Annotated in this window: 32 protein-coding genes; 23 read left to right on the top strand and 9 right to left on the bottom strand. The window is 59.9% G+C overall.

What is annotated here, in order from left to right; all coding sequences use genetic code 11:
• Positions 1-331: 331 nt before the first annotated feature.
• From JNJ66_05055 to JNJ66_05045, 3 genes are all read left to right on the top strand, one after another.
• Positions 332-1,615, top strand: coding sequence for a S41 family peptidase (locus JNJ66_05055; protein MBL8159802.1), 1,284 nt, complete (start codon positions 332-334; stop codon positions 1,613-1,615).
• Positions 1,616-1,714: 99 nt separating this feature from the next.
• A complete protein-coding gene (locus tag JNJ66_05050) occupies positions 1,715-2,119 on the top strand; it encodes a response regulator (GenBank protein MBL8159801.1) in 405 nt (134 codons plus the stop codon).
• Between the two features lie 84 nt (positions 2,120-2,203).
• A complete protein-coding gene (locus JNJ66_05045; GenBank protein ID MBL8159800.1) occupies positions 2,204-2,968 on the top strand; it encodes a nucleotidyltransferase domain-containing protein in 765 nt (254 codons plus the stop codon).
• Positions 2,969-2,999: 31 nt separating this feature from the next.
• On the opposite strand, the gene JNJ66_05040 is transcribed toward JNJ66_05045, so the two are convergent.
• Both JNJ66_05040 and JNJ66_05035 read right to left on the bottom strand, forming a co-directional pair.
• Complete coding sequence (locus JNJ66_05040) at positions 3,000-3,272, bottom strand: 50S ribosomal protein L27 (protein ID MBL8159799.1); 273 nt, start codon at positions 3,270-3,272, stop codon at positions 3,000-3,002.
• Between the two features lie 44 nt (positions 3,273-3,316).
• Positions 3,317-4,582 carry a hypothetical protein gene (locus JNJ66_05035; GenBank protein ID MBL8159798.1) on the bottom strand — a complete coding sequence of 422 codons (1,266 nt, stop codon included), beginning with the start codon at positions 4,580-4,582 and terminating at the stop codon, positions 3,317-3,319.
• 35 nt (positions 4,583-4,617) lie between these two features.
• On the opposite strand from JNJ66_05035, the gene JNJ66_05030 reads away from it, so the two are divergent.
• From JNJ66_05030 to JNJ66_04965, 14 genes are all read left to right on the top strand, one after another.
• Positions 4,618-5,673, top strand: a complete 1,056-nt coding sequence (locus JNJ66_05030) for a flippase-like domain-containing protein (GenBank protein ID MBL8159797.1) — start codon at positions 4,618-4,620, stop codon at positions 5,671-5,673.
• A complete protein-coding gene (gene xseA, locus JNJ66_05025) occupies positions 5,670-6,818 on the top strand; it encodes an exodeoxyribonuclease VII large subunit (GenBank protein MBL8159796.1) in 1,149 nt (382 codons plus the stop codon). The genes JNJ66_05030 and xseA overlap by 4 nt, the downstream gene beginning before the upstream one ends.
• Positions 6,793-7,011, top strand: a complete 219-nt coding sequence (gene xseB, locus JNJ66_05020) for an exodeoxyribonuclease VII small subunit (GenBank protein MBL8159795.1) — start codon at positions 6,793-6,795, stop codon at positions 7,009-7,011. Before xseA ends, xseB begins: the two co-directional genes overlap by 26 nt.
• 1 nt (position 7,012) lies before the next feature.
• A complete protein-coding gene (locus tag JNJ66_05015; protein ID MBL8159794.1) occupies positions 7,013-7,507 on the top strand; it encodes a class I SAM-dependent methyltransferase in 495 nt (164 codons plus the stop codon).
• Positions 7,508-7,531: 24 nt separating this feature from the next.
• Positions 7,532-7,702, top strand: a complete 171-nt coding sequence (locus tag JNJ66_05010) for a hypothetical protein (GenBank protein ID MBL8159793.1) — start codon at positions 7,532-7,534, stop codon at positions 7,700-7,702.
• Between the two features lie 143 nt (positions 7,703-7,845).
• Positions 7,846-9,015 carry an MFS transporter gene (locus JNJ66_05005; GenBank protein MBL8159792.1) on the top strand — a complete coding sequence of 390 codons (1,170 nt, stop codon included), beginning with the start codon at positions 7,846-7,848 and terminating at the stop codon, positions 9,013-9,015.
• A gap of 141 nt (positions 9,016-9,156) precedes the next feature.
• Entirely contained in the window at positions 9,157-9,822 is a 666-nt protein-coding gene (locus JNJ66_05000; protein MBL8159791.1) for a hypothetical protein, read from the top strand.
• Between the two features lie 78 nt (positions 9,823-9,900).
• The gene (locus JNJ66_04995; protein MBL8159790.1) at positions 9,901-10,644 is read left to right on the top strand and encodes a HAMP domain-containing histidine kinase; all 744 of its coding nucleotides are present in this window, start codon (positions 9,901-9,903) and stop codon (positions 10,642-10,644) included.
• Positions 10,641-11,027: a response regulator gene (locus JNJ66_04990; protein MBL8159789.1), complete on the top strand. Its 387-nt coding sequence runs from the start codon at positions 10,641-10,643 to the stop codon at positions 11,025-11,027. Before JNJ66_04995 ends, JNJ66_04990 begins: the two co-directional genes overlap by 4 nt.
• A complete protein-coding gene (gene recO / locus JNJ66_04985; GenBank protein ID MBL8159788.1) occupies positions 11,020-11,697 on the top strand; it encodes a DNA repair protein RecO in 678 nt (225 codons plus the stop codon). Before JNJ66_04990 ends, recO begins: the two co-directional genes overlap by 8 nt.
• 144 nt (positions 11,698-11,841) lie before the next feature.
• Entirely contained in the window at positions 11,842-13,539 is a 1,698-nt protein-coding gene (locus tag JNJ66_04980) for a glycine--tRNA ligase (protein MBL8159787.1), read from the top strand.
• Between the two features lie 82 nt (positions 13,540-13,621).
• Positions 13,622-14,152 carry a hypothetical protein gene (locus JNJ66_04975; protein MBL8159786.1) on the top strand — a complete coding sequence of 177 codons (531 nt, stop codon included), beginning with the start codon at positions 13,622-13,624 and terminating at the stop codon, positions 14,150-14,152.
• A gap of 54 nt (positions 14,153-14,206) precedes the next feature.
• Positions 14,207-14,938: a DUF3800 domain-containing protein gene (locus JNJ66_04970; GenBank protein MBL8159785.1), complete on the top strand. Its 732-nt coding sequence runs from the start codon at positions 14,207-14,209 to the stop codon at positions 14,936-14,938.
• 139 nt (positions 14,939-15,077) lie between these two features.
• Complete coding sequence (locus JNJ66_04965; GenBank protein MBL8159784.1) at positions 15,078-15,866, top strand: YaaA family protein; 789 nt, start codon at positions 15,078-15,080, stop codon at positions 15,864-15,866.
• On the opposite strand, the gene JNJ66_04960 is transcribed toward JNJ66_04965, so the two are convergent.
• From JNJ66_04960 to JNJ66_04945, 4 genes are all read right to left on the bottom strand, one after another.
• Positions 15,863-16,405, bottom strand: coding sequence for a prepilin-type N-terminal cleavage/methylation domain-containing protein (locus JNJ66_04960; protein MBL8159783.1), 543 nt, complete (start codon positions 16,403-16,405; stop codon positions 15,863-15,865). The genes JNJ66_04965 and JNJ66_04960 overlap by 4 nt on opposite strands.
• Positions 16,406-16,419: 14 nt before the next feature.
• Positions 16,420-16,953: a prepilin-type N-terminal cleavage/methylation domain-containing protein gene (locus tag JNJ66_04955; GenBank protein MBL8159782.1), complete on the bottom strand. Its 534-nt coding sequence runs from the start codon at positions 16,951-16,953 to the stop codon at positions 16,420-16,422.
• 119 nt (positions 16,954-17,072) lie between these two features.
• Positions 17,073-17,687, bottom strand: coding sequence for a hypothetical protein (locus JNJ66_04950; GenBank protein ID MBL8159781.1), 615 nt, complete (start codon positions 17,685-17,687; stop codon positions 17,073-17,075).
• A gap of 190 nt (positions 17,688-17,877) precedes the next feature.
• Entirely contained in the window at positions 17,878-18,534 is a 657-nt protein-coding gene (locus tag JNJ66_04945) for a hypothetical protein (GenBank protein MBL8159780.1), read from the bottom strand.
• A 748-nt stretch (positions 18,535-19,282) separates the two neighbouring features.
• Between JNJ66_04945 and JNJ66_04940 the strand changes: the two genes are divergently transcribed.
• Positions 19,283-19,714, top strand: coding sequence for a ribonuclease HI (locus JNJ66_04940; protein ID MBL8159779.1), 432 nt, complete (start codon positions 19,283-19,285; stop codon positions 19,712-19,714).
• Between the two features lie 79 nt (positions 19,715-19,793).
• Here the strand turns inward: JNJ66_04940 and JNJ66_04935 are convergent, their stop codons facing one another.
• Complete coding sequence (locus JNJ66_04935; protein ID MBL8159778.1) at positions 19,794-20,276, bottom strand: hypothetical protein; 483 nt, start codon at positions 20,274-20,276, stop codon at positions 19,794-19,796.
• A 124-nt stretch (positions 20,277-20,400) separates the two neighbouring features.
• Here JNJ66_04935 and JNJ66_04930 point away from each other — a divergent pair, with 124 nt between their 5' ends.
• On the top strand, positions 20,401-20,940 hold the full coding sequence (locus tag JNJ66_04930; GenBank protein ID MBL8159777.1) for an NUDIX hydrolase: 540 nt from the start codon (positions 20,401-20,403) through the stop codon (positions 20,938-20,940).
• Positions 20,941-20,970: 30 nt separating this feature from the next.
• On the top strand, positions 20,971-21,387 hold the full coding sequence (locus tag JNJ66_04925; protein ID MBL8159776.1) for a DUF1801 domain-containing protein: 417 nt from the start codon (positions 20,971-20,973) through the stop codon (positions 21,385-21,387).
• 80 nt (positions 21,388-21,467) lie between these two features.
• Here the strand turns inward: JNJ66_04925 and JNJ66_04920 are convergent, their stop codons facing one another.
• The gene (locus JNJ66_04920) at positions 21,468-21,806 is read right to left on the bottom strand and encodes a hypothetical protein (protein MBL8159775.1); all 339 of its coding nucleotides are present in this window, start codon (positions 21,804-21,806) and stop codon (positions 21,468-21,470) included.
• Positions 21,806-22,183 (bottom strand): hypothetical protein, encoded by a 378-nt coding sequence (locus tag JNJ66_04915; protein MBL8159774.1) that lies wholly within the window; start codon positions 22,181-22,183, stop codon positions 21,806-21,808. Before JNJ66_04915 ends, JNJ66_04920 begins: the two co-directional genes overlap by 1 nt.
• A 155-nt stretch (positions 22,184-22,338) precedes the next feature.
• Between JNJ66_04915 and JNJ66_04910 the strand changes: the two genes are divergently transcribed.
• The 3 genes from JNJ66_04910 (at position 22,339) to JNJ66_04900 (ending at position 25,890) form a co-directional block, all read left to right on the top strand.
• Positions 22,339-23,499 carry a DUF4868 domain-containing protein gene (locus tag JNJ66_04910; protein ID MBL8159773.1) on the top strand — a complete coding sequence of 387 codons (1,161 nt, stop codon included), beginning with the start codon at positions 22,339-22,341 and terminating at the stop codon, positions 23,497-23,499.
• A 96-nt stretch (positions 23,500-23,595) separates the two neighbouring features.
• Positions 23,596-25,206: an AAA family ATPase gene (locus JNJ66_04905; GenBank protein ID MBL8159772.1), complete on the top strand. Its 1,611-nt coding sequence runs from the start codon at positions 23,596-23,598 to the stop codon at positions 25,204-25,206.
• A 54-nt stretch (positions 25,207-25,260) separates the two neighbouring features.
• On the top strand, positions 25,261-25,890 hold the full coding sequence (locus JNJ66_04900) for an MBL fold metallo-hydrolase (GenBank protein ID MBL8159771.1): 630 nt from the start codon (positions 25,261-25,263) through the stop codon (positions 25,888-25,890).
• Positions 25,891-25,892 lie beyond the last annotated feature (2 nt).

Below are 25,892 nucleotides of genomic sequence, written 5' to 3'. Positions count from 1 at the left end.
TAGGCGCGTTTACATTTTACAAAATGACTAAAACAATCCCCACCAACGTCTGTGCCAGGGTGACGGAAGCGGCCGGCAACGCATTTGTCAAAGTTTGGCAATTGAGCGACCCTCACTTTTACCCACCGGCTGCGGAGGAAAATATTTCCCTTCATTCCAAAATGTAAACGCGTCTAGCACGGATTTGCTAGCGAAGCGTACCCCCATCATCGTCGCTGAGAGAGCTTTTTGGAATGAAGGGAAATATTTTCCAATAACCACCGACTGAGATAAACCTGAACCCCCGCTCAATTTCCAAACGCCGCCAAATTTGTTACCATAAGCGGGATATATGACGAGAACTCAAAGACATCCAGACGGCCCCCCACCGTCGCCTACCCAATCCGGTAGCACTACCAACCCAGCGCCCATCCAGACGCCACTAAAAAAGCAGACCACCATCACGCTGCCGACCCTGATTTTCGTATCGATCCTGGTCGCCGTCGCCGGTTTCGTGCTGGGTTCGCGCAACCCGCAGCTTCTGGCCAGCCTCAACCCCAGCAACAGCCGGCAGAACACCACCTTGCCTTCAGAGCTGGAATTCGGCGAGCTGAATGAGGTGTACGGCCAGCTCAAGAACCGCTACGACGGCAAGCTCGACGCCAACAAACTGCTTGAGGGCGCCAAGAAGGGCATGACCGAAGCCACCGGTGACCCGTATACCGTCTACTTCACCGACGAGGAAGCCAAGGAATTCCTGAGTGACCTGGAAGGCAAGTTCAGCGGCATCGGTGCCGAGCTGGGCAAGAAGGACGAGCAGCTCACCATCATCTCGACCATCGATAACGCCCCGGCCCAAAAAGCAGGCCTGCTGGCTGGTGATATCATCGCCAAGGTCAACGGCGACGACTCTATCTCCTGGTCCGTCGAGAAAGCTGTTTCCAATATCCGCGGCGTAAAGGGCACCAGCGTCAAGCTGACCATCGTCCGCGGCAGCGATGTCAAAGAATTTACCATCACCCGCGACGACATTGTCGACCCGAGCCTCAAGAGCGAAATCGTCGGCGATAACATCGGTTACATGCGCCTCTCGCGCTTCAGCGAGTCCGACACCGTCGCCCTGGCCGAAAAGACCGCCCGCGAATTCAAGGACAAGAATGTCCGCGGCATCATCCTCGACCTGCGCGGCAACGGCGGCGGGTATGTCGAAGCGGCCCGCGGCCTGGCCGGCCTCTGGCTCGACGGCAAGGTGGTGGTTGAAGAGCGGCAGGGCAGCCGTGTCATAGAGAAAGTTACCACCGATGGCGGCCGCGCCATCCTGGCCGGCATCCCGACGGTCGTACTGGTCGACGGCGGCAGCGCCAGTGCCAGCGAGATCATCGCCGGCGCCTTCAATGACTACGGTGTCGCCAAGCTCGTCGGCGAGAAGACCTACGGTAAGGGCTCCGTCCAGGACATCAAGAATGTGCCTGGCGGCGGCCAGCTGAAGGTGACGATCGCCAAGTGGTACACACCCAAGGGCAAGAACATCAACGGCGAAGGTATCGAGCCGGCCGAAAAAGTCAGCGCCGACGCCAATACGCCAGCCGGCAGCGACCCGCAGAAGGATCGCGCCCTGCAGCTTCTGCAGCAGTAGCGCCAGTCTTGCAATGAACGACAGGCCGCGAGCACTCCGCCCGCGGCCTGTCTTTGCGCTGACTTGCCCGGCCGCTGGCGGCAGGGTATTATAGTGCTTATGAATCCATCTGGCACTCCTACATCCGCACACAAGATATTACTGGTAGAGGACGACGATGTCCTGGCAAACGTATACCTGTCACGCCTGACGCTTGAAGGCTTCGAGGTCAAACACGTCCCCAACGGCGAAGAAGCCCTGGCGGCCGCTATCGAATATCACCCCAGCCTGATCGTCCTGGACGCCATGATGCCCAAAATTACCGGTTTTGACGTATTGGATATCCTGCGCAACACGCCGGAGACCGCTAACGTCCGTGTCATCATGCTGACCGCCCTCAGCCAGGCCAAGGACAAGGAGCGCGCCGAGAAGCTTGGCGTTGATGAATATCTGGTGAAGTCCCAGGTAGTGATTGGTGATGTGGTGGCGCGGATTAAGCACCACCTCGGTATTGCCCAGCAGTAGCAGGTGGGGCCAAAGGCAGTCCCGCCGGCAAAGCAAGAGCATACGCTAATTGACGAAATAGCAATATTATGCTAATGTTTTGTCATGAGTACCGCTCATGCCGGCGCCGAGTATGAGCGCCGGCCCGAAACAAAAAGCACCCCTGAAACACGCGAACGCTCGGCCCGCTATCTGGATGCCGCTGCTGATGCGTTTGAAGCCATGCGCAGAGAAATGCCCGAAGTTATCGGGCTGACGGCGTTTGGTTCGACGGTACGCGGCGAGGCAGGCCCGGAAAGTGACGCCGATGTGTATTTGTACGTCGAGACATCAGATACCGCACCGTACCAGACTGTCAAACCGGGCATGGAGGCAGTGCAAAGGCGTGACAGCGGCAGCCTGGAGGGCACGTATGAGTTCAATCCTGCCATTGCCATGAATTATAAGTGGAAGTTCTACACCGACCTGAAAGAGCGGGGCATACCGAAATCCGATATCGTCCTGGCACCGATCAACGACGAAATCATAACCTCTCAGGTTGATGAGATGCTGGACTATGCCGCCGCGTTCGACATGGAAGACCTGAAGACGGCCGACAAGAAGTGCCCGCGCAATGTCCGCGGCCTGTTCCACGCGCCAGTGCAGGACGAGGGACTGAAAGGGTATCGCGACAAGGTGCTGGCCCGCCTTGTCGATTCCGAGCACGGCGAAAAAGTCTGGATGATGATCAGCCACTTCGTTGAAGGCTTTGAGCGCCGCAAAACTGATGCAACCAGCTCGCGGCCGGACCACCGCACCATGCCCCGGACGCTTGGCGAAGCGATCGAGCACTATAATGGTACGGATGGGATACGCGAAAAAGCCGCCTAGAGGGCGGCCTTTCGTATAAAGATGGGGCGGTCTACTCGACCACGACCTGCGTACGCGTCTCAGTCTTGCCACTGAAGCGGCGGACTTTGACTTTTTTGAAGCCGACGATGCCATCTTTTGCGGCGTGGATGGTGTAGTTGCGGCTTACGAAGGTGCCAGGACCAGCGGTCTTGGTTTGGCCTACCTGGCGGACCAGGACTTCACCGGTACTGACTTTTTGACCACCGAAACGCTTGACGCCGAGGCGCTGGCCGGGTGAATCACGGACGTTTTTGGCGGAACCACCCGCTTTGACATGTGACATATTCGTTACATCCTTATTTTATAATCTACTGGTATCGCTCTGACTTATCGTTTTTCGAGCACTAACAATTCCCGGGCAACAACCTGATCTTCCCTGAAATAGAGCATGTCCCGTCGTGCCACGTAACTGAAATCTGTTTGATTATACCCCAGTGAGGCCAGTTCGTCAATAACGGGGAGGTGCCGGAATTGCTCGTAGCCAGGGGCCTTGGCGCTGGCGGCAGGAGTAAGGCGCCAGGCGGGGACGGCCACGCACAGCGGCGTGCCGGCGGGCAGCTGGGCGGCCAGATTGACGAAGAAGCGGCGGTGCAGCTCGTCGACGTCGGCGACGATCCGGTCGAACCTGGCCGGGGCGGGCAGTTGCTGCATCGGCTGGCCCAGGTAGGTCTCGGCCGCGACGCAGTTGATGGGCGGCTGCCACTGGTGGGTAGTGGCGTCGCCGGGTTCCAGACGCACGTCTTCGGCCTCGATGCCGGCGGCAGGGAACTGCTCGGGCAGCCACTGCAGGTTGGTCCGGCTGAAGTCGATCATGCGCTCGGACACATCGGTGCCATAGGCCGAGAGGCCCATCAGCAGCGCTTCCTGCAGGACGACGCCGGTGCCGCAGAACGGGTCCAGCAGGCGCGGGGCGGCTTCCGGCTCGTCGGTCTGGCGCTGGCGCAGCAAGGGGCCGGCGGCCAGGTTGATCATAATCTGAGCCAGTTTGGGCGGCAGCATGCCGACGAAGGCATCGCGCTTGGGGCGGCCATAATCACGGGCGGCGTAGGCTTCGATGTACTGGCAATTAAGCGTACGGCCGATCAGCGTCTCCCGGCCGGTGTTGACCACCAGCAGCTCAAAGCCGAGCGGTCCGGTCAGGTTGTTGTGCAGCACCTGGGCGCTGGACAGGGCGGTGTCCTGGTTGGGGATGATACGGACGGAGCGGCCGCCGCTGCGGATCTGTTTCTTGAGGTCGAGGGCGGTAGCGCCAAGCTTGCGCGGTGCCACGGGCAGCCCGTAAAGGCTGATGCCGAATTTGAGCTTGCCTTCGGGTATGTCTGCCAGGTATGCGTCCAGATGCTGCTCCAGGTGGCGTATGATCTGCGGCCAGGCCGTGGCGCTTGTCCGGTCCAGCAGCCGGCCGACCTTGATGCTGCCGCCGAGACGGTGGAAGCCAAGCGCTTCCACTTCGTCTTCCGGTGCTGCGGGCAGCGTCAGCAGGGCGGCCGAACGGCCCGCCGGAGCGACCTGTGCCGATCCGTAGGCGGCTTCAAGCTCAGCCAGGCCGAGGGCTGGTTGGCGGCCAAGAATGTGGATATACGTGCTACTCATAGGTTCGATGTGTATTATACTTTATACTAGTTGTTATGTCTTTTAGAAGATGGGTCAGTATTATCTCGTTCGCGGCAATCATCATATTGCTGGTCGCGTCATGGAAAGATATCCTGCATGCCTGGCGTTTGCTGGAGCAGGTCAATCTGCTGATCCTGTCACTGCTGATCCCGCTGCAATTCGCCAGCTACTACGCCTCGGGCGAGATCCTGGCCAGCTTCCTGCGCAGCAAGGGCGAGCTGAAGGATGTCTCGCGCATGGAGGTGGCGCGTTTCTCGCTGGAGTTCAACTTCGTCAACCACATCCTGCCCACGGGCGGCCTTTCGGGCGCCTCGTACGCCAACTGGCGCTTCAAGCATATGGGCGTACCGGTGGCGCGGGTGACGCTGGCCAACCTGCTGCGTTTTCTGGTGACGTTCGGCGTCTTCATCATCTTCCTGTTCATCGCCGTCTTCATCCTGGCGCTGGACGGCAACGTCAACCGCGTGACGCTGGTGTTTGCCAGCACGCTCTCGACGCTTATCATCGCCGGCTCGTTCTTTCTGGTCTTCGTCGTCAGCTCGTTGCCGCGCCTGCGCGGCTGCGGCAGCTGGTTCACCCGGACGGTCAATGGCCTGACGCGCCGCCTGCTTCGCCGCAGCCGCCCGGTCGTCTCGGAGGAGCGGGTGCACCATTTTCTGGGCTTGATGCACCAGGATTACGTGGAAGTACGCAAGAGCCCGGCCCAGCTGCAGGCACCGTTCATGTGGGCGGTCATCTTCACGCTGCTTGAGGTAAGCATGTTCCTGGTGACGTTCGCGTCGCTGCAGACCTTCGTCAACCCGGCGGCCGTGCTGATCGCCTATGGCTTTGCCGGCTTTGCCGCCGTCTTTGTGGCGACGCCGGGCGGGGCAGGGGCGTACGAGGCGGTGATGATCAGCTTCCTAAGCGGTGCCGGCATACCGCAGGGAACAGCTATCGCCGGCGTACTGCTGACGCGCGTCATCCTCATCGTCGTCACCATCGTCAGCGGCTACATCTTCTACCAGCTGGCCTTGATGAAGTATGGCAAGGGCCGGCAACTGACCGAGGTAAAACCGCCAGCCTCATGATGGGTCCGCTCGACAACCTGACCGACCAGCCGCTGAGCGTCAGCGGTTGTATCAGCCTGCTGAATGAAGTGCTCGAAGCTGCGGCGCCGGCCCTGATGGTCGAGGGTGAAGTAGCCAGTTTCAAAATCAACCAGTATAAGTACGTCTTTTTCGACCTGAAGGATAGCGAGGGTACCTTAGGCTGTTTCATGATGGCCCACCAGCTGCGCGTACCCCTCGAGGACGGCATGCGGGTACGGGTGGTAGCCGTGCCGCGCATCACGCCGTGGGGCAAGTTCAGCCTGACGGTCAAGGTGGTGGTGCCGGTGGGCGCCGGCAGTCTGGCCCGGGCGTATCAGCTTTTGAAGCAGCGGCTGGAAAAAGAAGGGCTGTTCGCCGCCGAGCGCAAGCGGCCGCTGCCGGAGTATCCGGAGCGTATCGCCGTCATCTCCTCGCGGCAGGCGGCCGGCTTCGCCGATTTCATGAAGATTGCAGCCGCACGCTGGCCGCTGGCCGACATCACCGTGGAGCATGTGCGCGTCCAGGGCGTGGGAGCGGCTGATGATATCATCGCCGCGCTCGAGACCATCAACAGTGCCGCCCATCCGCCCGAAGCCATCGCCCTGGTCCGCGGCGGCGGCAGCGCCGACGATCTGGCCTGCTTTAACGACGAGCCATTAGTGCGGGCCATCGCCGCCAGCCGCGTGCCGGTCATTGCCGGTATCGGCCATGAGGTCGACGAGACGCTGGCCAGCCTGGCTGCCGACAGGACGGCCAGTACGCCCAGTAACGCCGCCGAACTGCTGCTGCCCGACCAGGCGCAGGTCCGCCAGTATCTGCGTAGTGGCGGCAAGGCCATGCAGGATGCTGCCGGCGGCCTGCTGCGCGGGCACCGCACCGATCTGAAGCGCGAAGGGGAAGCGCTTGATGAAGCCATCCGGCGCCTGCTCCGCCATCACCACGATGTATTGGAACGGGCCCGGCTGCTGCTGCGCCAGCTGGATCCCGCCACCGTGCTGGCCCGCGGCTACGCCATCGTCCGGGCCGAGGGCAGGGCACTGCGCGACGCCACGACGCTGCAACCCGGCACCATCATCCAGACCCAACTCAAAGACCACCTGATAGAAAGCGAGGTACGCCATGTCAAAGCCAACCGATCCCGGTAACAACGCCCATGAAGCGGTTTCTTTCCGCGACCTGATGACCGAGTTCGAAGACATCACCAGCCAGTTCGACGATCCCGAGCTCGACATCGAGACTGCCGTCAGCCTGCACAAACGCGGTGCCGAGCTGCTCACCGAACTCCACAAGCGCCTCGACCAGGCCGAGCAGCAGCTGAATAACTCCGTGTCCTCGTGATATGCCCGAAGTAGCCGTATTCCTCCTGGGCATCGCCTTGCTCTACAGCCTGAAGCAGGGGGCGCCGTACGTGCCCACCAAGCGCCAGGGCATGGCGCAGGCCCTGAAACTGCTTGATCTGCCCAAGGGCAGTACCATCGTCGATATCGGCAGCGGCGACGGAAGGGTGCTGCGCTTTGCCGCCGAGCACGGTTATCGCGCGGTCGGTATCGAACTGAACCCGGTGCTGTGGTGGTGTAGCCGGCTGCTGAGCCTGCGTCATGGCCAGAACGTGCAGGTAGAGCTGGGCAACCTTTGGCGCTGGCAACTGCCGGCGGAGACCCGGGGTGTCTTCATCTTCAGTGCGGAAGTATTCACCGAGCGCCTGGCCGCTTGGCTCCAGGCCGAGCACGAGCGTCTCGGTCATCCGCTCAAGGTGGTGACATACGGGGCGCAGCTGCCTGGCCGCACCTCACAGGCGGAAGGACAGGGGTGCAGCCTCTACATATTTGACTAATTTTTATACATGTGATATAATAGAATGATGGACTACTGTAAGCCATATGCCAGCATTGCCACCCAGTGGGGCGCTCACCAGAGCGTCATCTTTGCAATGCCGTCAGCCGTAGCCGTGGGCGCCCTCGCGCGTATCCAGGCCGGCACCGACGGTATCACCGGCACCAGCACTATGGCTTATCCGACTTCACACTAAAAATACCCATCTTTTTTGTAACGAGATAAGCCTCCGGACCACGGAGGTTTTTCTATAAGGAAACACTACGCATGACCGGAGGTTTGTCTGGCTCCAAAAGAGCCTGTCATTCACATCAACCCTAAACAGAAAGGCAAGACCCCATGCACGTCAGTCTGCTCGGCAGTCTGCGGCTGCTGCGCGCCGAGGCGATACTGACCTCGGCCCTGTTTGCCATGCCGGTGCTCAACGGTTTCTTCGCGGAAATCGGCATGAGCCAGGCAGAGATCGGCCTGAGCCAGGCGGCCTTTACGCTCGGCCTCTTCGTGCTCAATGTTCCCACGGGCTGGCTGGCCGACCGCTTCAGCCGGAAGTGGTGCAACGCCATCGGTGATCTGATCGCCGGTCTGGCGGTACTCTACTACGCTGGTGTAGACGGGTTCGTCGGGGTTGTGATCGCCGAAGTCCTGATGGGTGCCGGCCTGGCCTTCAGCCAAGGTGCCGATACGGCCCTGCTGCGCAGCTACAGCCTGCGCCTGGGCCGCTCGCACCAGGTGGAGGCCAGCAGGATCGCTACCTTCAAACCCTGGATGCAGGCCGCGGCCGTACTGGCCGGCGGTATCATCGGGGCGGAGGAGCCGCGGCTGGCCCTGGTGGTCAGTGCCATCCCGTTCCTGTTGGGCAGTCTGCTGAGCATGCTGCTGATGGAGAGCGGTGAACGGCGGCGGACGGAACACCATCCGCTCAAGGATATGGGCCTGATCGTCAGGTACGCCCTGCACGGCCACCCGCGCCTGGGCTGGGCCATCGCGGCCTCGGCCGTGGCAAAGGAGATTACGCACGCCATCATCTGGGTGCTGACGCCTTTGTTGCTACTGGCCGGGGTGCCGCTGGCACTGGTGGGAGCCGGCTGGGCGTTGAACCTGGCGGCCGGAAGCCTTGGCGGCTTTTTGGCCGGCCGGCGGCGCGTGCTGGCCATGCCCGCCTGGCAGCTGTTCGTGCTGCCGGCCCTGCTATGCCTGGTGGCGCTAGTGGTGTTGTCCGTGCATGTCTCGGCCCTCACCATCGGCCTCTACGCCATCTTCGGCCTCAGCCGGGGCTGGTACGAGGCGGTGATGCCGCCGATGGTCCAGAGCCGCACGCCCGGCACCATGCAGTCCACGGTCAGCTCCGTGGCCGGCAGCGTCAGCCAGTTGCTGTACATGCCGGTGGTGAGCCTGGTCAACCTGGCCGGCAACCACGGCCCGCAGTGGACCATGGCTGCCAACGCCGCCATCTTCGCGCCGTTGGTCGTCCTGATCGCCGTCCGGCTGAAGCGCCTGAACGGCGGGTGAGTGAATCTGCCCCGGACCGGTTCCGTGTAGCATTGCGCTACGGAACCGGGCCGGGGCTTTCAACGTTCGGATGACAGGTACAGATATCACGGAAGCATTAGCTTTACAAGCCCCGTGCCACTCGGTATAGTTGGGGTTGATATGAGTAAAAATAAAGAATTCAGCAACCAGCAGGGCGAAGTCAACGGCCTCGCCATCCTGCTTATAGTAGCGGTCTTCCTGCTGTTGGCCGTCTCGGGCTTTGCGGTCTGGGCGTTCATGCAGAAGACTGAGGCGCAATCCAACCTCAACGCCAAGATCAAGGCAGCCCAGGACGAGGCCCGCCGCGAGCAGATCAAAGAAGACAATAAGGACTTTGCGGAGCGCGAGAAAGAGCCATACCGCGATTTCACCGGCCCCAAGGACCTGGGCGCCGTCAAGTTCAAATACCCCAAGACCTGGAGCGTCTATGTGGACAAGGGCGGTGCGAACGGTACCTACGAGGCCTATTTCCAGCCGCTGACTGTCACGCCGCTGTCCGAGAAGAAGCCCCGCGCCCTGCGCCTGAGCATCACGCCGCGCGGCTACGACGAAGTGGTCAAGGGTTATGAGAGCAAGGTGAAGTCGGGTGACCTGCGCTCCTCGCCGGTGACCATCGAAGGCTTCAACGGCCTGAAGCTCGAAGGCTCCTTCAGCAAAGAGGTGCCCGAAGCGACAATGATCATCTTTAAGATCCGTGACAAGACCATGATGATCTCCAGCGAATCGCCGGAGTTCTTCCGCGACTTTAACGACATTATCCTCAAGAACCTCAAGTACAACGAGTAGGGCGCACGGACGCCCGGCGGCAAAGACGCGTCAACTCCTGGCGCGTCTTTTGCTTCTGGTGGTATACAATGGGGATGAATGCAGGAGTCAGATACCGCGCCACCACCCATGACCAGCCTTCTGCCCGGAGGTATGCTCAGCCAGCCGACACTGGTAGCGGCGGCGCATGAGCTAAAAGAGCCGCTGGCCTTGATCCGCCTCTACGCCAATCTGTTGTCCGATAGCGTGCTGGACGATGCCGAGCGCCGCCGTTTTGAACGCCGCATCGGCCTGGCCGCCGAACAGCTGCTGGAGCTGACAAGCGGTCTGGTAGAAGGGTATCGCTGGCAGCAGCAGACGCTGCCGCTGGAGCCTGTCAATACGCACGTGGTCTGCCAGGAAGTGGCGCATGATGTCTTTGAGTACGCCCGCGAACATGGCCATACGCTGGAGTACCGGCCCGCCGGCAGCCGGCCGGGTGCTTTGGTGGCGGTGGCGCACCGGGCCTTTTTGAAAAATGTCTTATACAACCTGCTGTGTAACGCTATCAAGCACACGCCGGCCGGCTCACGCGTCAGCCTGCGGCCCGCCCGGACGGCAGGACGGCTGGAGGTGACGGTGCGCGATACCGGCCCCGGTTTCTCCCGTCAGGTGCTGCAGCAGCTGCGCCAGGCCGAAGACCGCCACCAGCCGCTTGGTTCGCGCAGCGGTGGTATCGGCCTGTTGGTGGCCCAGGAGCTGGTGCGCGCCATGTACGGCGAGCTAAGAGTGGTGGCGTCGTCGAGGGGCGGGCAGGTGGCCGTCTCGCTGCCGTCGTCGCAGCAGCTGAGCCTGCTGTCATGAAGCCGCGCCTGCTTGTGATTGATGATGACCGTTGGTTCGCAGAGGCGCTGATGGCCAGTCTGCGGGCGCGGTATACGGCGGAGTGGGTCGCAGCCGCCCAGCCTGCCGCCGAGCTGCTGGATGACTCTGCCAGGCGGCCTGATGTCATCATCCTGGATATGCTGATGCCGGACGGCAACGGCCTGGCCTTTTTGCAGGAGCTGCGGTCGTACGCCGATACGGCCCGGCTGCCGGTGATTCTGTGCAGCAGCCTGCGGCTGGAGCGGCAGGCCGGGGCGCTGGCGCAGCTGGGCATCCGCCATATTTTCAACAAAGCGACCATTACCCTGGCCGAGCTGGAGCGGGCCGTGGCGGACAGCCTGAGGGTGGCCGCCCATGCGTAGTACCCACGAAGCCATCGTGCTGCGCCGCACCGATTACGGCGAAGGCGACCGCATCATCAACCTGTTGACGCCGGATCTTGGCAAGGTCAGTGCCATGGCCAAAGGGGTGCGCAAGCCCAAGAGTAAGCTGGCGGGCGGCATCGAGCCCTTTTCATTATTGAATGTCAGCCTGCTGCGCGGCCGCAGTGAGCTGTATACGCTGGTGTCCAGCCAGATGGTGCGGCACTATGACGCTATCACGCTTGACTACACCCGGCTGACGCTGGCCTCGCTGGTGCTCAAGCGGGTCAACCAGCTGGCGGAGACGCTGAATGAGCCGTCGGTCTTTGAACTGTTAAAGCTGTCGCTGGAGGCCATCAACGACGACAAGGTGTCGCCGCATCTGGCCGAGACCTGGTTCCACCTGCAGTATCTGCGGGTGACCGGGCATGCCTTGAACACCCAGCGAGATAGCAACGGGCAGAAGCTCGCGGCCGAAAAGCGCTACAACTTTTCGCTGAGCGACATGGTGTTTGTGGAACATCCGTCCGGTGAGTTCGGTGTCGATCATCTGAAGCTGCTGCGTCTCATGGAGACACAGACGGCCCGGACGGCCGGCAGGGTCAGCGGGGTGGGGGAAGTGCTGGGTGAATGCGCCGCCCTGCTGCGCATACTGAATGAGGCCGGATAGAGTGTTTTTCGTGGTATAATAGGCACCGATATGAGCATCATGATAGTCAATGACGAATTCCGGTTCACGCGTGGTGGCTTCGGCCTGTAACGCCTTTTCTCAATACCAGCCCACCACCAACCATAACCAGAAAAGAGTCATATCATGAGTGATACTCCTGCTTCCAACGATAACCATGCCAAACAGCCGCCTAAGTTCGGCATCCAATCAAACCTTCCGCCAGCCTTCCAGGCCGCAGCCCACGCCGGGTCGCACGGCGCCGAGGCTGACCTGCCATTGAACAATGACGGAGAGGTCGAGCTGGCTGCGCCCCGTCCTGAGCAGATCAAGGAACCGGCCCATGTCGAACCGAAGCCAAAGTCCGTGCCACTGCCGGAGCCACCGGTGCTGCAAAAAGCCAAGCCAGTCACCGAAGAGCCTGTCGCCAAGGCGGCGCACCAGGCCAAACCCGCGCCAGCCCCGGCCGCCTTCTCGCGCCCGACCCCCGTCGACCACAAAGTCACCCTCGATGACCTGGTCAGCCTGGCCAAGCGCCGCGGCTTCATTTATCAAGGTTCCGAAATTTACGGCGGCCTGGCCGGCACCTGGGACTACGGCCCGCTGGGTGTCACCCTCAAGCGCAACATCGAGCAGCTGTGGTGGAAGATGTTCGTCGACGACCGCGAGGACATGTACGGCCTCGACACCGCCATCCTGATGAACCCTAAGGTCTGGCAGGCCAGCGGCCACACCGGTGCCGGCTTTGCCGACCCGCTGGTCGAAGACCTCAAGACCGGCAAGCGCTACCGCGCCGACCACCTGCTGGAAGACAACGGGGTAGAGAACCCCGAGGCCATGACCTACGAACAGATGAACCAGGTCATCGCCGAGCGCGGCATCACCAGCCCTGATGGCAACCGCTTAAGTGAGGTTCGCGTCTTCAACATGATGTTCGAGACCTACGTGGGCCCGGTCCACGACGAAAAGGCCAAATCTTACCTGCGCCCGGAGACGGCCCAGGGTATGTTCGTCAACTTCCGCAACATCATGGACAGCTTTTATCCTGACCTGCCGTTCGGTATCGCCCAGGCCGGCCGCAACTTCCGCAACGAGATCAGCCCGCGCGAGTTCATCTTCCGCGTCCGCGAGCTGGAAATCATGGAGCTGGAATACTTCATCGAGGAACGCGACTGGGAAAAGCACTTCGAACACTGGCGCCAGCAGTTCTACGCCTATATCAAGGAGCTGGGTCTCAAGGCCGAGAAACTGCACGAGCTTGATGTGCCGGACGAAGACCGCGCCCACTACAGCAAGAAGACCATCGACTTTGAGTACGAATTCCCGTTTGGCATCAAGGAGATCGGCGCCGTCGCTTACCGCACCGACTTCGACCTGCGCAACCACCAGGAGCACAGCGGCGTCAACATGGAATACCTGGTCAAGAGCACGCACGACCGCTTCATCCCGCACGTCATCGAGCCGACCTTCGGTCTGACCCGGCTGGTATTGGCAACCATTGCCGAGGCCTACTCCGTGGACGAGCACAAGGGCGAAAAGCGTATCTTCCTGCGCCTGCCGGAGCACCTGGCGCCGGTGCGCTACTGTGTGTCGCCCCTGCTGAAGAACAAGCCGGAGCTGGTCGAGCGCGCCCGTGAGGTTTACCGTAAGCTCAAGAAGCGGTACGGCAACGTCATGTGGGACGACAACGGCAACATCGGTAAGCGCTATCGCCGGCAGGATGAGATCGGGACGCCGCACTGTGTGGTGATTGACTTCCAGACGTTGGAAGACGGCACGGTGACTGTCCGTGACCGCGATACGACCGAGCAGAAGCGCGTTAACGCCGACGAGCTGACCAAGTAGCCATAGGGAGTACAAAAACGGAGGCGCCCGGGCGGTGCCTCCGTTATAATAAAAGGACAGCTAACCGCGAGAAGGAGCAGCCATGGGACTATTTGAAGGACTAAAGCGCATGATTCAAGGCAAGCCCGTCTTCACCGTCGAGGACGGTGCCGACGACGGCTGGAAAGATTCCGGCGGCAACGATATCGTCAACCCCAGCGGCTACGACCCCTACAAGCCTGATTCCGTAAAAGCTAACGTCAACCGCGACGGCACTAAGATCCTGCCGCAGGTCATCGTCGAACGCATCGACTGCAACCTCAGTGGCAACCGCATGGACTGCTACTTCAACGTCCAGAACAACTCACCGGTAGAGGTGGAGCTGGACAAGATTACCATCCTAGGCACCACCGAGCACCTGGACCGCCCGCTGCAGCCCGGGGAAGAGCACGAGTGCCTGGTGTTCTCTGGCGAGCGGCCGGATAACAACTATGCCAACAAGTGCCAGATTTACTACAAGGATAAGACGGGTGATTACTTCATGACGGAGCATTATATTGATTTTCAGAAGGAGCATGACGGCACCTACTATATTTATCGGGTGACGTTTATGAAGCCTGTGCGTGACGTGTAGTACTTTTAACAGAGGTACTCCGCAATAATTGCACCATAGTGCTACAATTATTGTATGGAAAACTCAGGACCAAAGCCCCGTTCGCACGTCTATGGTTTCATGGACGAGACTGGCTTGTTGCACACGCCTCGCACGGACCGTGTCTTTGCACTTGGCCTCATAATCAGCCAGAATCCTCGGGAGCTGCACCGGGCGGTCGTCATTCTCAAGAATAAGCGCCGCTATCATAAAGAGTTTAAGTTCAGTGAGGTTTCAGACCAAAACCTGCCGATTTACAAGGAACTCATCGATCTGTTCCTGGAATGTACGAACAACCGATTTCATGCCCTGCTGGTAGACAAACATGCATACGCCGCCACTGCCAACAAAAAGTCGCACTGGGAATACAATAAACTTGCAGCCAAACTGATTGCCAGTTCGATTGACTACAAAATAGGCAAGGCGAGCGAGTATCTGACCGTGCTGGCCGACGATGTGTCGACGAGTAAGGACGACAAGTTTGAAAAGATTGTCAGGGACAGGGTAAAGAAAGACCATCGCCGAAATGCGCTGTTTGGTATCTGCCGGCTCGAATCGCATGCCGTATCCGAGATTCAGGTAACCGATGTGCTGCTTGGACTGGTGGCATACGCCTACAAGATAAAGTTTGAGATTGTCCGCGGCTCAGGTGCCAAGTTGAAACTATTGAAGCATCTGCAGCGTCGTCTGGGTGTCGAAGAGCTTGCTAATACGCAGGCCATTAAGCTGCAGAGAGGGGAAGTGTTTGAGGTAAGCGAGCATAAATAAAAATAGATGGCGCTTTGGATCCAACGATCACCAGGGATCAATCCACGCATTCCATCTACACAATTTAGTATACGGCACCGTTGCCAATGCTGTCAATATATTTTTAAATAGTGTTTAGTCCACTACACAAGTAAATGAAATGTTAATAATAATTGCCCCATCTAAAACCATGGAGCTTGCTACAACCGGCTCGCCCTCCCACGCCACTACTACGCCGGTATTTCTTGACGAAGCCACCCAAATCGCCAGCACCCTTGCTATGTTGAGCCCTACACAGCTTACACAAGTAATGAACGCCAGCCCCGCCATCGTGAACAACGTCCACACCATGTACGCGAACTGGCGACCTGACGGCCAAGGCAAGCCCGCCCTCTGGACCTACCGCGGCGACGTCTACAAAGGCCTGTACGCCGACCATCTCAGCCCTGCCGATGCAGAGTGGGCCGAAGAACATCTCCTCATCCTCAGCGGCCTCTACGGCCTGCTGCGCCCGCACGACGCCATCCAGCGCTACCGCCTGGAGATGAAAGCGCCGCTGGCAATAGGGATGCACAGGAACCTCTACGAATTCTGGGGCGATACGCTCGCCAAGTACGTTACTGAACGCGCCACGGATAACACCGTCGTCTGCCTGAGCTCCGACGAATACGCCAAGGCAGTACTAAGACACCTCCCAAAGCACATCCGCGTCATCACCCCCGTCTTCTACGACAACCGCCCAAACGGCACCATCGGCACCGCCCCCATCTACAACAAGATGATGCGCGGCGTCGTCACCCGTTGGCTCGTCGACCATCGGGTTGATACGCCGGAAGGCTTACAAGACTTCACTGGCCACGGCTATGCCTACGACCCCTCGCGCAGCACCCCGGACCGCCCGGCCTATTTCCGCCCGGTTATGAGGCCGCTGGTGTTTGACCGCTTCTAAAGATCGGTGTTCTGGTCAGTATCCAAGAGATAAAGAATCTGCTGGGCCACCGGATGGTAGCGCAAGCGTCCACAGGCGGTGTTGTTGTCGTCGATGATCCTGTCGACATGGGCGGCCACCGACGCGTTGGTGAAGTTGGTGATGTACACATTGACCCCGTCAGAGTCGGTGGAGCATCCGTTATAAGTATCTACATCGTTATCGTACCGCCAGATAATGCCGCTACTGCCAGCGATGGCCGGGGCGGGGAAATCGTTCATATAACGGTTGAAGCCGGGGATATTACTCAGGCGCGGATTGCCGCTGCCAGTCAACGTGGTATCTTCCCACCAGGTGGCGGCACCGGTATCGATAGCCATGGTCTTAAGGGACTTCTCGGCTTTCTTGATACCGTCGGCAATGGTGGTCGCAGCAGCCCGCTCCTGGGCGCCGACGAAGGTGTTCAGGACGATGGCGGCCAGAATACCGATCACCACGATGACGATTAAAAGTTCAACGATTGTAAACCCGCCTTGTCGCGGCTTTTTGAGTATGTTCATTATGTGCTTCCTTTTCATAACCCTGTACTCTGGCTGGTTGCTACGCTGTATACGATCGCGCCGTTTACATGCCGCACGCGTCCGCAGCTTGTATTGCCATCGTCCATCATGCTTTCTATCTGGGTAATAACTCTAGTATTGGAAACATTATTGATATAGAGGTTAACCCCGTTCGTGTTTGCCGCACAGCCATTGTAGGTGTTGCCGTCGTTGTCATAGGCCCAGCCGACTCCGACGCCGGCGATTGACGGCGAGGGTAGCTCATCGGTATTGATGTATTTCCGCAAGGCGGTAAGAGTATATAACTCGGGCGTCTCGGCACCAGTGAATGAATTGTCGTTCCACCAGGTAGTCGTACCGGTATCGACGGCCATGGCTTTGAACGCTTTTTCGGTTTTCTTGAGTGTGTCCACGAGTGAAGATGCCGCCGCCCGTTCCTGTACGCCGGTATAGGTGGCGAGGGCGATAGCGGCCAAAATACCGATCACCACAATAACAATCAGTAATTCAACTATCGTAAAGCCTGCGCGCCGCACCCTGGTATTCATATGCCTCAATTGTAGCATAAGCAGAAAGCTGACGCTGCCGTACAGTATACCCCTCTAAACGGCGAAACCCGCCGCCCGGAACATGTCCGAGCGACGGGAAGGCCGTGAGGGGGCTCCTCTCAGATGTGGGGGAGGGACGTCACCGCGATGGCGGTGTCGTAGACGCACTGCCGCTGGCGGCGGCGGGCGGCGGCGAGTCGCAGCTCGTACGCCGGCCCGCGGTACTGCCTCCGCACGAAGTTCCAGATGCCGCCGCTGTTGGCGACGAGCTGGTACTTGTACGCGGCCCACACCAGCTTGCGGTAGGCCTGCTGGTACGCCAGGAGCGAGGCGGTGGCCGTCATGCACTCCGTGGCCGGGTCGTTCGCCGGGCGGCCGTCCGGACCGATCAGTGTGGCGAACGCCTTGCGGGCGAACTGTTCACTGGTGTGCGGGGTCTCCTGCAGGTGGACGATGCCGCCCGGTCGCAGGACGGCCGGAATCAGCGTCTCCAGCGTGTGCTTGGGCTGGGACTGCAGGTGCATCGGCGTGCCGATCCACAACCAGACCAGGATGTCCCACAGCTCCCAGAGGGTCTGCCGCACCGGCTGGTGCGGCTTGGCCGGGGCCGGCGGAGGTGCCTGGGTGAAGGGCACCTGCATGGGCGGTGCGCCGGTGTCGTAGGCGGCCGGGCGGCCGCCCGCGTACCCGTACTGGTGTTCGTGGGCGGCAGGGTCCCATTGCTGAGTGCCCATAGTGTATCTCCAACATCTCGAAGGGCTCCGTGTCTCTCACGGCTTATCTTTAATTATAGCATAATCACAATAAAAAGTCAATATATTTTAGCAAATATTACCCCTGTTGCGACGGAGTTTTCATACGAAAAGAGCCCGCCGAGGAGCCGCTGCCAGGGAACTCCCCGGTAGGCTCTTCTCGACGGGCGTATCAGACCCGTGTCGCACGCACGACGCGCTGGCGCCGGGCCAGCTCGTCCGCGATGATGGTACGGATCGGGCGGGGCACAGCCGGTGCCCGGTCGGCGAACAGCTCCCTGGGCGGGCCACTGACGAACAGCTTGACGACCAGCGCACCGCAGAAGCAGACGATGAGACCCATGATCGGCCCCAGCACTCCCTTGTCCGTGATGCCGATGACGATCCCGGTCACCATAACACCGATGCCCAGGCAGAGGCCGAAGCCCCAGCTGATCCGTCGGTAGCGCAGCGGCCGTTCGTTGTAGATCGCGCCGATGATGCGCAGCCCGGTCCGGATCCAGCCCGGCCGGTAGTGCCGCTGTCGACCGTCCCATTCACTGCGGATGACGCGGCGGATGGAGCGCGGCGGCAGCGGTTCACTGCTGGAGTGGCGCCGGTACGGGAAGGCCCCGTAGAGCGAGACGCCAGCGACGACGAAGATCGCCATCACCAGCAGCCCCCAGAGGGCGTGCAGCCCCGGCAGGACATCGACGAACAGCCAGAGGCCACCCAGGATGACCAAGACGCAGAGGCCGTCCAGTGCCCACCAGGCGATGAGTTGCTGGCGGTAGGGACGCTCCCGGTAGATGGTGCTGATGATGCGCAGGACGAGCCTGACGGTGTTCATGTCTTCCTCTCACGTAGGGGTAAGGCAATGTATCAATTATAGCATAAATTTAATTAAAAGTCAATTAAATATAGCAGCCGCTACGCTGCAGGTAAGGTATAGTGGAGGCAGAAAGAGAAGAGTCATGCAGCCCGAAATTGAAGCCAAATTCCTTAGTATTTCCATCGATGATGTACGCGCCCGCCTGCAGGCGGCTGATGCCGTCTGTGAGCAACCCCTGCGATTGATGCGCCGGGTCAGCATCGAGGTGCCAAAACATATCCATCCCGATGCTTTTGTGCGTATCCGTGACGAAGGATATCGGACAGCGGTGACATACAAGCAGTTTGACTCTCTGACATTGCACGGTGTCAAAGAGATAGAGCTGGTCGTCGATAATTACGAGCGGGCCATCGAGCTGTTCGCTGCCGTCGGGCTGCCGCAACGGTCCTTTCAGGAATCCCGGCGCGAGAACTGGCGTTTGGCGATAGATGACACTGAAGTAGAGGTGATGATTGACGAATGGCCATGGCTGAAGCCGTATATCGAGATTGAAGGGAAGTATGAGGCTGCGGTACGCCGCGCAGCCGAAAAACTGGGATTTGCCTGGGAGAAAGCGGTCTTTGGGGATGTTATGGCGGCATACCGGGCGGAATATCCTCATCTCACCGAAAAAGATACGGTCGGGCATATCGCCAGCGTAAGATTTGACGATCCGCTCCCGGAATTGCTTATACCAAAAGCACCCAAGGCGGTACAATCAGATACTATGATTACCTACTACACCGATGGCTCCGCCAGCCCCAACCCCGGCCCCGGCGGCTATGCCGTCATACGCGATATGAAACCAGTAGCGCTTGGTTCCGAGCCGGGCGGCACGGCCACCACCAACATCCGCATGGAAGGCTTTGCCATCATGGCTGCCCTTAAGGACGCCGACGGCCAGCCCTGCGAAATCTATACCGACAGTGAGTTCTGGATCAACGTCATCACCAAATGGTCGCTGGGCTGGGAGAAGAACGGCTGGAAGAAGAAGGGCGGCGAAATCAAGAACCTCGACATCGTCCAGGAGGTCTGCCCGCTGTTCCGCAGGAGTCGCGCCACCCTTATCTGGGTGCGCGGCCACAATAACGACCCCGGCAACGAACTGGCCGACCATTGGGCCAACGAGGCGCGCAAACAGCATCTGGGTAAAAAATAGACAGAATTGAAGCGGCGGTACCGGCACCAGGGAAGTAGTGCCGGTACCGCCGGGGAACGCAGCCGGTCTCCGTGGGGGATCAGGGAGCGGGTGGCTGCGAGAGCCGGGCCAGCTGCTCGAGCAGGCGCCAGCCATTGCGCCGCCAGAACTGGCTGAGGCGGTGCATGCGCTGCACGTCGCCCTGGCGCAGGATGGTCGTGCCGCAGGTGCAGCAGATGTTGGCCACGACTTGATCCATGATGCGCAGCCGGTCCATTTCGCCGCAGCCGTTGTTGCATTTCATGATCGGCTCGCTTTGCAGGCGGTGCATCACCAGGTGCTCGTCACAGCAGGCCAGCTCCTCGCGGCAGGCATCGCCGTACGCGGCAGAGCCGGTGTTGGTGGTACGGACACCGCAGTGCTGGCAGCGGTTCGATGTCAGCTGCATGGTCACGTAGAGCGCGGCCACCGTCAGCGCAAGGGACAACGCCACCACCGCCACGATGACAAGCACCACGACGACGACCTCACCGGCCATCACCAGCCACGGCTGGGACAGCAGGGCGGAAAAAGGGTTAGTCACACGCTTGCTCCTTCGACACATAACGGCACCCGCATCCGAATCGGGCACGGGTGTGCTGCAATGGCTGGCTATAGTATAGAATATAAAATAAGAGAAGTGCTAAAAATACAGATGAGAGGCGAGCATGCATACGACTATTACGCGGTACTGCGCTACCTGCGGCCAGACGGCCGAGGCGCAGTCGGCACATAAATACGTCTGCCACGATGGACATGAGAACTGGGTGGATCCGGTACCGGGCACGACGCTATACATCCTTAATCCCGAGGGTGACGCCGTGTTGTACGGCGTGCGCAGCATCGGCGAGAATGCCGGCAAGCTGAACGTGCCAAGCGGCTACGTCGATATGGGCGAGACGGCCGAGCAGGCTGCCTACCGTGAGGCCCGTGAGGAGATGGGGGTCGAAATAGAGCTGCTGGACATCCTGGGCACCTATACCAGCGGCCGCGGCAACCAGTGGGTGCTCAACGTCGTCTTCGTGGCCCGTATCACCTCTGGGATTCCAATGCCCGGCGATGACCTGTCTGGCGGCGAGGCCCGCTGGATCGGCGCCGATGCCCTGCCGGGGCGCGACGAACTGGCCTGGCCGTGGCAATATGCGGCGCAACAGGATCTGCAGCACTGGCTGTCGCGCCAGCCCGTCGCCGTACAAAAGATGCTATAGTAAGGGTATTGCTTAGAGTGAGGAGCGGACGTGAAAGCCGACACCACAATCATCGATGAGTACTTCAGCGGTACCGGCGATAGAGAGGCGGACCTGCGCCGGGTGTACCATGCCGTCTGCGCTGCCGTGCCGCGCCTGGAGCCGTTTTTGTTTGATAGCGGTTCGATTGAGATGGTCAGCTGGGGCATGTTCCACCAGCGCTACGCCAGCGGCCGCGAGGTGGAATGGCCGCTGATCGGCCTCGCCAACCAAAAGAACTACATCAGCCTCTATATATGCGCCGTCAAGGATGGCCAGTACCTGCCCGAGCGCTATGGCGAGCGGCTGGGCAAGGTGAATAACGGTAAGAGTTGCATCCGGTTCCGCAGCGCGGATGACCTCAACATGACTGAACTGCGCCACATGCTGCACGAAGCGGGTGCATGGCTGAAGAGCCAATCCAGATAAACCGCATAAAATTGAACGCCCGCCCGCCGGATTCTGGCGCCTTGGCGCAGAACCCGGCGGGCGGGGCAGTGCCGGCATGCCTATCCGACATGCCAAGGCCATGTGCGGCCAAAACGTGGACGCCGTGGCTTGGGGCCGTAGGTGTCCATGTAGAGGCTGACGAGCTTGCGGCCCAGGTACAGCACGGCGGCCAGCCGGACGTCCAGCTGGCGCCATGACGGCGCATCGTTCGGAAGCAGGATGTTCCGCAGGCCTTGACGGACCTGCTCGATGCCGGCGAGGGCGAGGCGGAATGACCGCTCAGCCTCCGTGATCGAACCCGGGGTTACGTCGGGCCGCCGGTCCGTCTCCGCCTCGTACAGACGGTAGTCGTGCAGGTAGTCGTCCTCCATGCGGTGGAGGATGCGGCCGAGGGGCATCAGTCTTCCTTCCGGTCGGTGGGCCGGCAGTACAGACGGATGTAGGCCGACTGTACCTGCTGCATGGCGACGGCGACGGCCGTGAGCATGAACACCGCGCTGAAGGGCGCCTGCGACGACCCGTGGTCCGAGAGCAGCTTGCTGGCACTGGTGGCGGCCGCGGCCTGCCGGTTGATGAGGTCGCGGTGCTGCCGCTCGGCTGCGCTGAGTCGCGGATCACCGTCGGGCACCGCTGTGACGCGGGCCTGGTAGGTGCGGTCGAGGCGGTGCAGGTAGCGGATGAGCATCTTGATGAGGACGCCGTGCATAGTGCTCCGATCACTGGTGTCGAAACTGCTAGTGGGGTGCCGTGCAAGTGCGCGACGTACAGGGGGCAAGCCGGAGCTCGCTTCCGACGATAATAAAATAAAATACAACTTTTTACCAGTTCCTACTATAAGAGGCTTACGGTATAATCGTTGGCAGTTATCAACAGACTAAACGCCGGAGGGTCACGTTTGCTAGTGTTCCGGCAGGATAGGAATCCTTACCTATGGCAGCAGAAGAAGCAGAGGCGAAGTCAGTCGTCGAAGAAGTTGAAGCAAGTGATACGGCGGAGGCGCCAGTAGACGCCGAACTCCTCGCAGCGGCGGCGGAGCCTGAAGCGCCAGTGCTGACTAATCCCGTCGTGCCGACGGAAGCGCCAGTGCCGCAGTCGGCCGTGCCGTCCACTGCTGCAGATAACAATCTGACCGATATCTTCCAGTGGGCCAACAACGTCGAGGCCGTGCGCGACCTGCTCGAAGTCGAGCTCTATCTCGTCGACAAACACTACGGCGTCTACACCGCCATGTACGATGCCGGCCTGAAGCGTGACATGGCCGCCTACTTTCTCAAGGGCATCCTCAAGGACGTCAACGCCGGCGCCGCCCGCGGCATGAGCGTCCGGGACTTCGAGCTGGCCGAAGACGAAGAAGGCGTGCTGCAGCACACCCGGCTGCCGCGCGTCGAGCATGCGGCCGATGTCATCGCCAATATTGAGGAGGCCGGAGCGGATATCGAGCCGTTCTCGGCCACCAACCACGAGTTCAAGAACATCAAGTGCATGATAGCGCGCTTCAATCACAAGAACCTTAAGAAGCCGTTTTATATCGTCAAGCTGGTGCCGCAGTCGCAGGTGCTCAAGGGCGATTCGGCCTGGATGTTCAGTGGCCGTGGTTTTGAGCCGTTCTCGGCTGACGCCGGCCTGAAAGTGACGCCCGACAGCCAGGTGCTGATCGCTGGCGACGACGTCTTTATCTTTAACCAGGCCAAGTTTGAGAAGATATTCAACTACAACGCCAAGTGGGCCAGCATCGCCCATCAGAAAGTGGCTGAGATCGAGGCCAACTACAACCTGAGTTTTGCTGACGGCCTCGACCTGCAGACGCTGTTGAAAAAGAAGAAAAGCCTGGTCAAGAAGCTGCAGAAGATCGACCTGACGGAGATAAAGCAGGACGCCCTGGTGGATCACTCCGATGAGCTGGGCCTGGAGCTGATGCTTGATGACCTCGGTGCCATCATTATCATGGATGCCAAAGACCTGGATAAGTTCGTCAACCTGCTCAATGATGACTATGTTTCCTCCAAGCTGACCGGCAAGGTGTACGAAGCCAAGAGCAAGAAGCCGCTGAACGAGGAAAAGCCACAGAAACTGCCGGCACCGAAGGAGTAGGGCGGGCGGTTGGTCACACTTGAAGCGCTCAAGATTGCAGTCAGCCGGCAACTGGGCTAGGCTGGATAGTATAAGTAAGAGGGGAGTGATAGGCGGATGAATCAGGCGCTGGCCTTGGAAATCATGCTGTCTGGTGAGAGCGTCATGCTGACCGGTCCGGCCGGGTCCGGCAAGACCTACGTGCTCAACCAGTATATTACGCGTGCCAAGAAACAGGGCAAGCATGTCGCCGTGACCGCTACCACCGGCCTGGCGGCGTCACATCTGGGCGGTAGCACCATCCATGCCTGGAGCGGTATCGGCGTCAGTGATGTGCTGCATCCCAAGTTTGATGAGCACCTGCTCAAAGGCCGGCGGGATATCATTGAGACGACCGATGTGCTGATCATCGATGAGATTTCCATGCTGCATGATTACCGGCTGGATATGGTCGAGGAGGTCGCCCGGCGCGTCCGCAAGAACGACAAGCCCTTTGGCGGCATCCAGGTCATCCTGTGCGGGGATTTCTTCCAGCTGCCGCCGGTCAACCGCACCGATAGCCGGGAGGGCGGGTTCGTGGTGCACTCAGAAGCCTGGGAGAAGCTGGATCCGGTCATCTGTTATCTGGAGGAGCAGCACCGTCAGGATGATGACATCTTCCTGGAGATCCTCAACGCCTTGCGCAGTGGTGACATCAGGCGCCGGCACGCCGAAGCACTGCTGGAGCGGGTCGGCAAGCCGCCGGCCGACGCAGCTGCCGATGTTACCGAGCTCTACACCGTCAACGCCGACGTTGACCGCATCAACCAGAGCCGGCTCGACGCACTGGAGACCGAAGGCTACAAGTACACCATGACCACCACCGGCAAGGAAAGCTATGTGGAGACGCTGAAACGCTCCTGTCTGGCGCCCGAAGAACTGTACATCAAGAAGGGGGCGCTGGTCATGTTTATCAAGAACAGTCCTGACCGGCGTTATTCCAACGGCACCATCGGCACGGTGCTTGATTTTGAAGAGCTGACGCATTTTCCTATCGTGCGGCTGCTGAACGGCAAGAAAGTCAGTGTCGGGCTTGATACGTGGGAGCTGCGTGACGGCGATAAGAAGCGCGCCAGCCTCAGCCAGATACCGCTGCGTCTGGCCTGGGCTATCACCGTCCATAAAAGCCAGGGCATGACGCTTGATGCCGCCAAGATCGATCTGCGGCGGGCATTCGTGGAAGGCATGGGCTACGTGGCGCTGTCACGCGTGCGCACGCTGCAGAACCTGAGTCTGGTCGGCATTAACAACATGGCACTGCGGGTCAGCCAGGACGCCCTTGAGATTGACGACCAGTTCCGGAGCCGGGCCAGTCAGGACCGTAAGCGGTTCGAACATCTTATAGCCAAAGCTGAACAGCGCGCCCAGGATGAAGCCCGCCGCGCCGAGGAGCTGGAAAAACGCCGAGCCCAAGGCTGGAGTGGCCATCCTGGCGACGATGATGATGATTTGGGAGAGGCTGACCCCGCCTTGCTGGAGGCGCTGAAGACATGGCGCAACACCAAGGCCAGCGAAGCTTCGAAGCCGTCCTATATCATCGCCAACAACAAGACGCTCCAGCTGATAGCGCTCAGGAAGCCAGCCGACGACAATGAGCTGATGAAGGTTAATGGCATGGGGCCGAAGAAGATCGAGCTCTATGGGGCGGACATCTTAAAGATTGTCGAGCCGTTTTTGACGAAGGGGTAAGCGCCATAGCGCTATACTAGGGAATAGTAGATACCACTTGAAGGGAGGCTGTCCATGAAGATTACCCGTTATCCGCAAAGTTGTTTGCTGTTATCCCACGAGGGCAGGCAGATAGTCATCGATCCGGGTTCGGATTTCTTGGCTACGCGCCAGCATACCGAGCTCGACATGGTTGAAGCCGTACTCTATACCCACAAGCATTCAGATCATGTCGACCCGGAGATCGCCGACTACCTGGGGAGCAAAGGGGCGCAGCTCATCGGCAACCGTGAAACTGCCGAGATGCTGGGCGATCGTGAGCTCCGCATCGTCGAAGATGGCGAATCGTTCGAGGTTGCCGGCTTTGCCGTCGTGGCACGTGAACTGCCACACTGTCTCTTGCCGGACGGCAGTGCAGGTCCGCAGAACACAGGCTATATCATCAATGGCACATTCTTTCATCCGGGAGACGGCATCGAACTGGCCGGTCTTGAGGTAGAGTCAATGGCGCTTCCTATTCAGGGGCCGGATATTAGCATGAAGGATGCCTTCCGATTTGCCAAAAGCCTGAAGGTCAAGCAGGCGATTCCTATCCACTACGACAAGATGGGTGCCGACCCAGCAGTGTTTGCCGCATTTGCCAAGCGATTTGAGATGCCTTTCACCCTGCATGTCCTCGCCGACGGCGAAAGCCTCGAACTGTAAGC

This window comes from Candidatus Saccharibacteria bacterium (genome assembly GCA_016789455.1).
Lineage (GTDB): Bacteria > Patescibacteriota > Saccharimonadia > Saccharimonadales > Saccharimonadaceae > CAIJKY01.
This window is presented reverse-complemented; position numbering and strand designations above follow the sequence as displayed.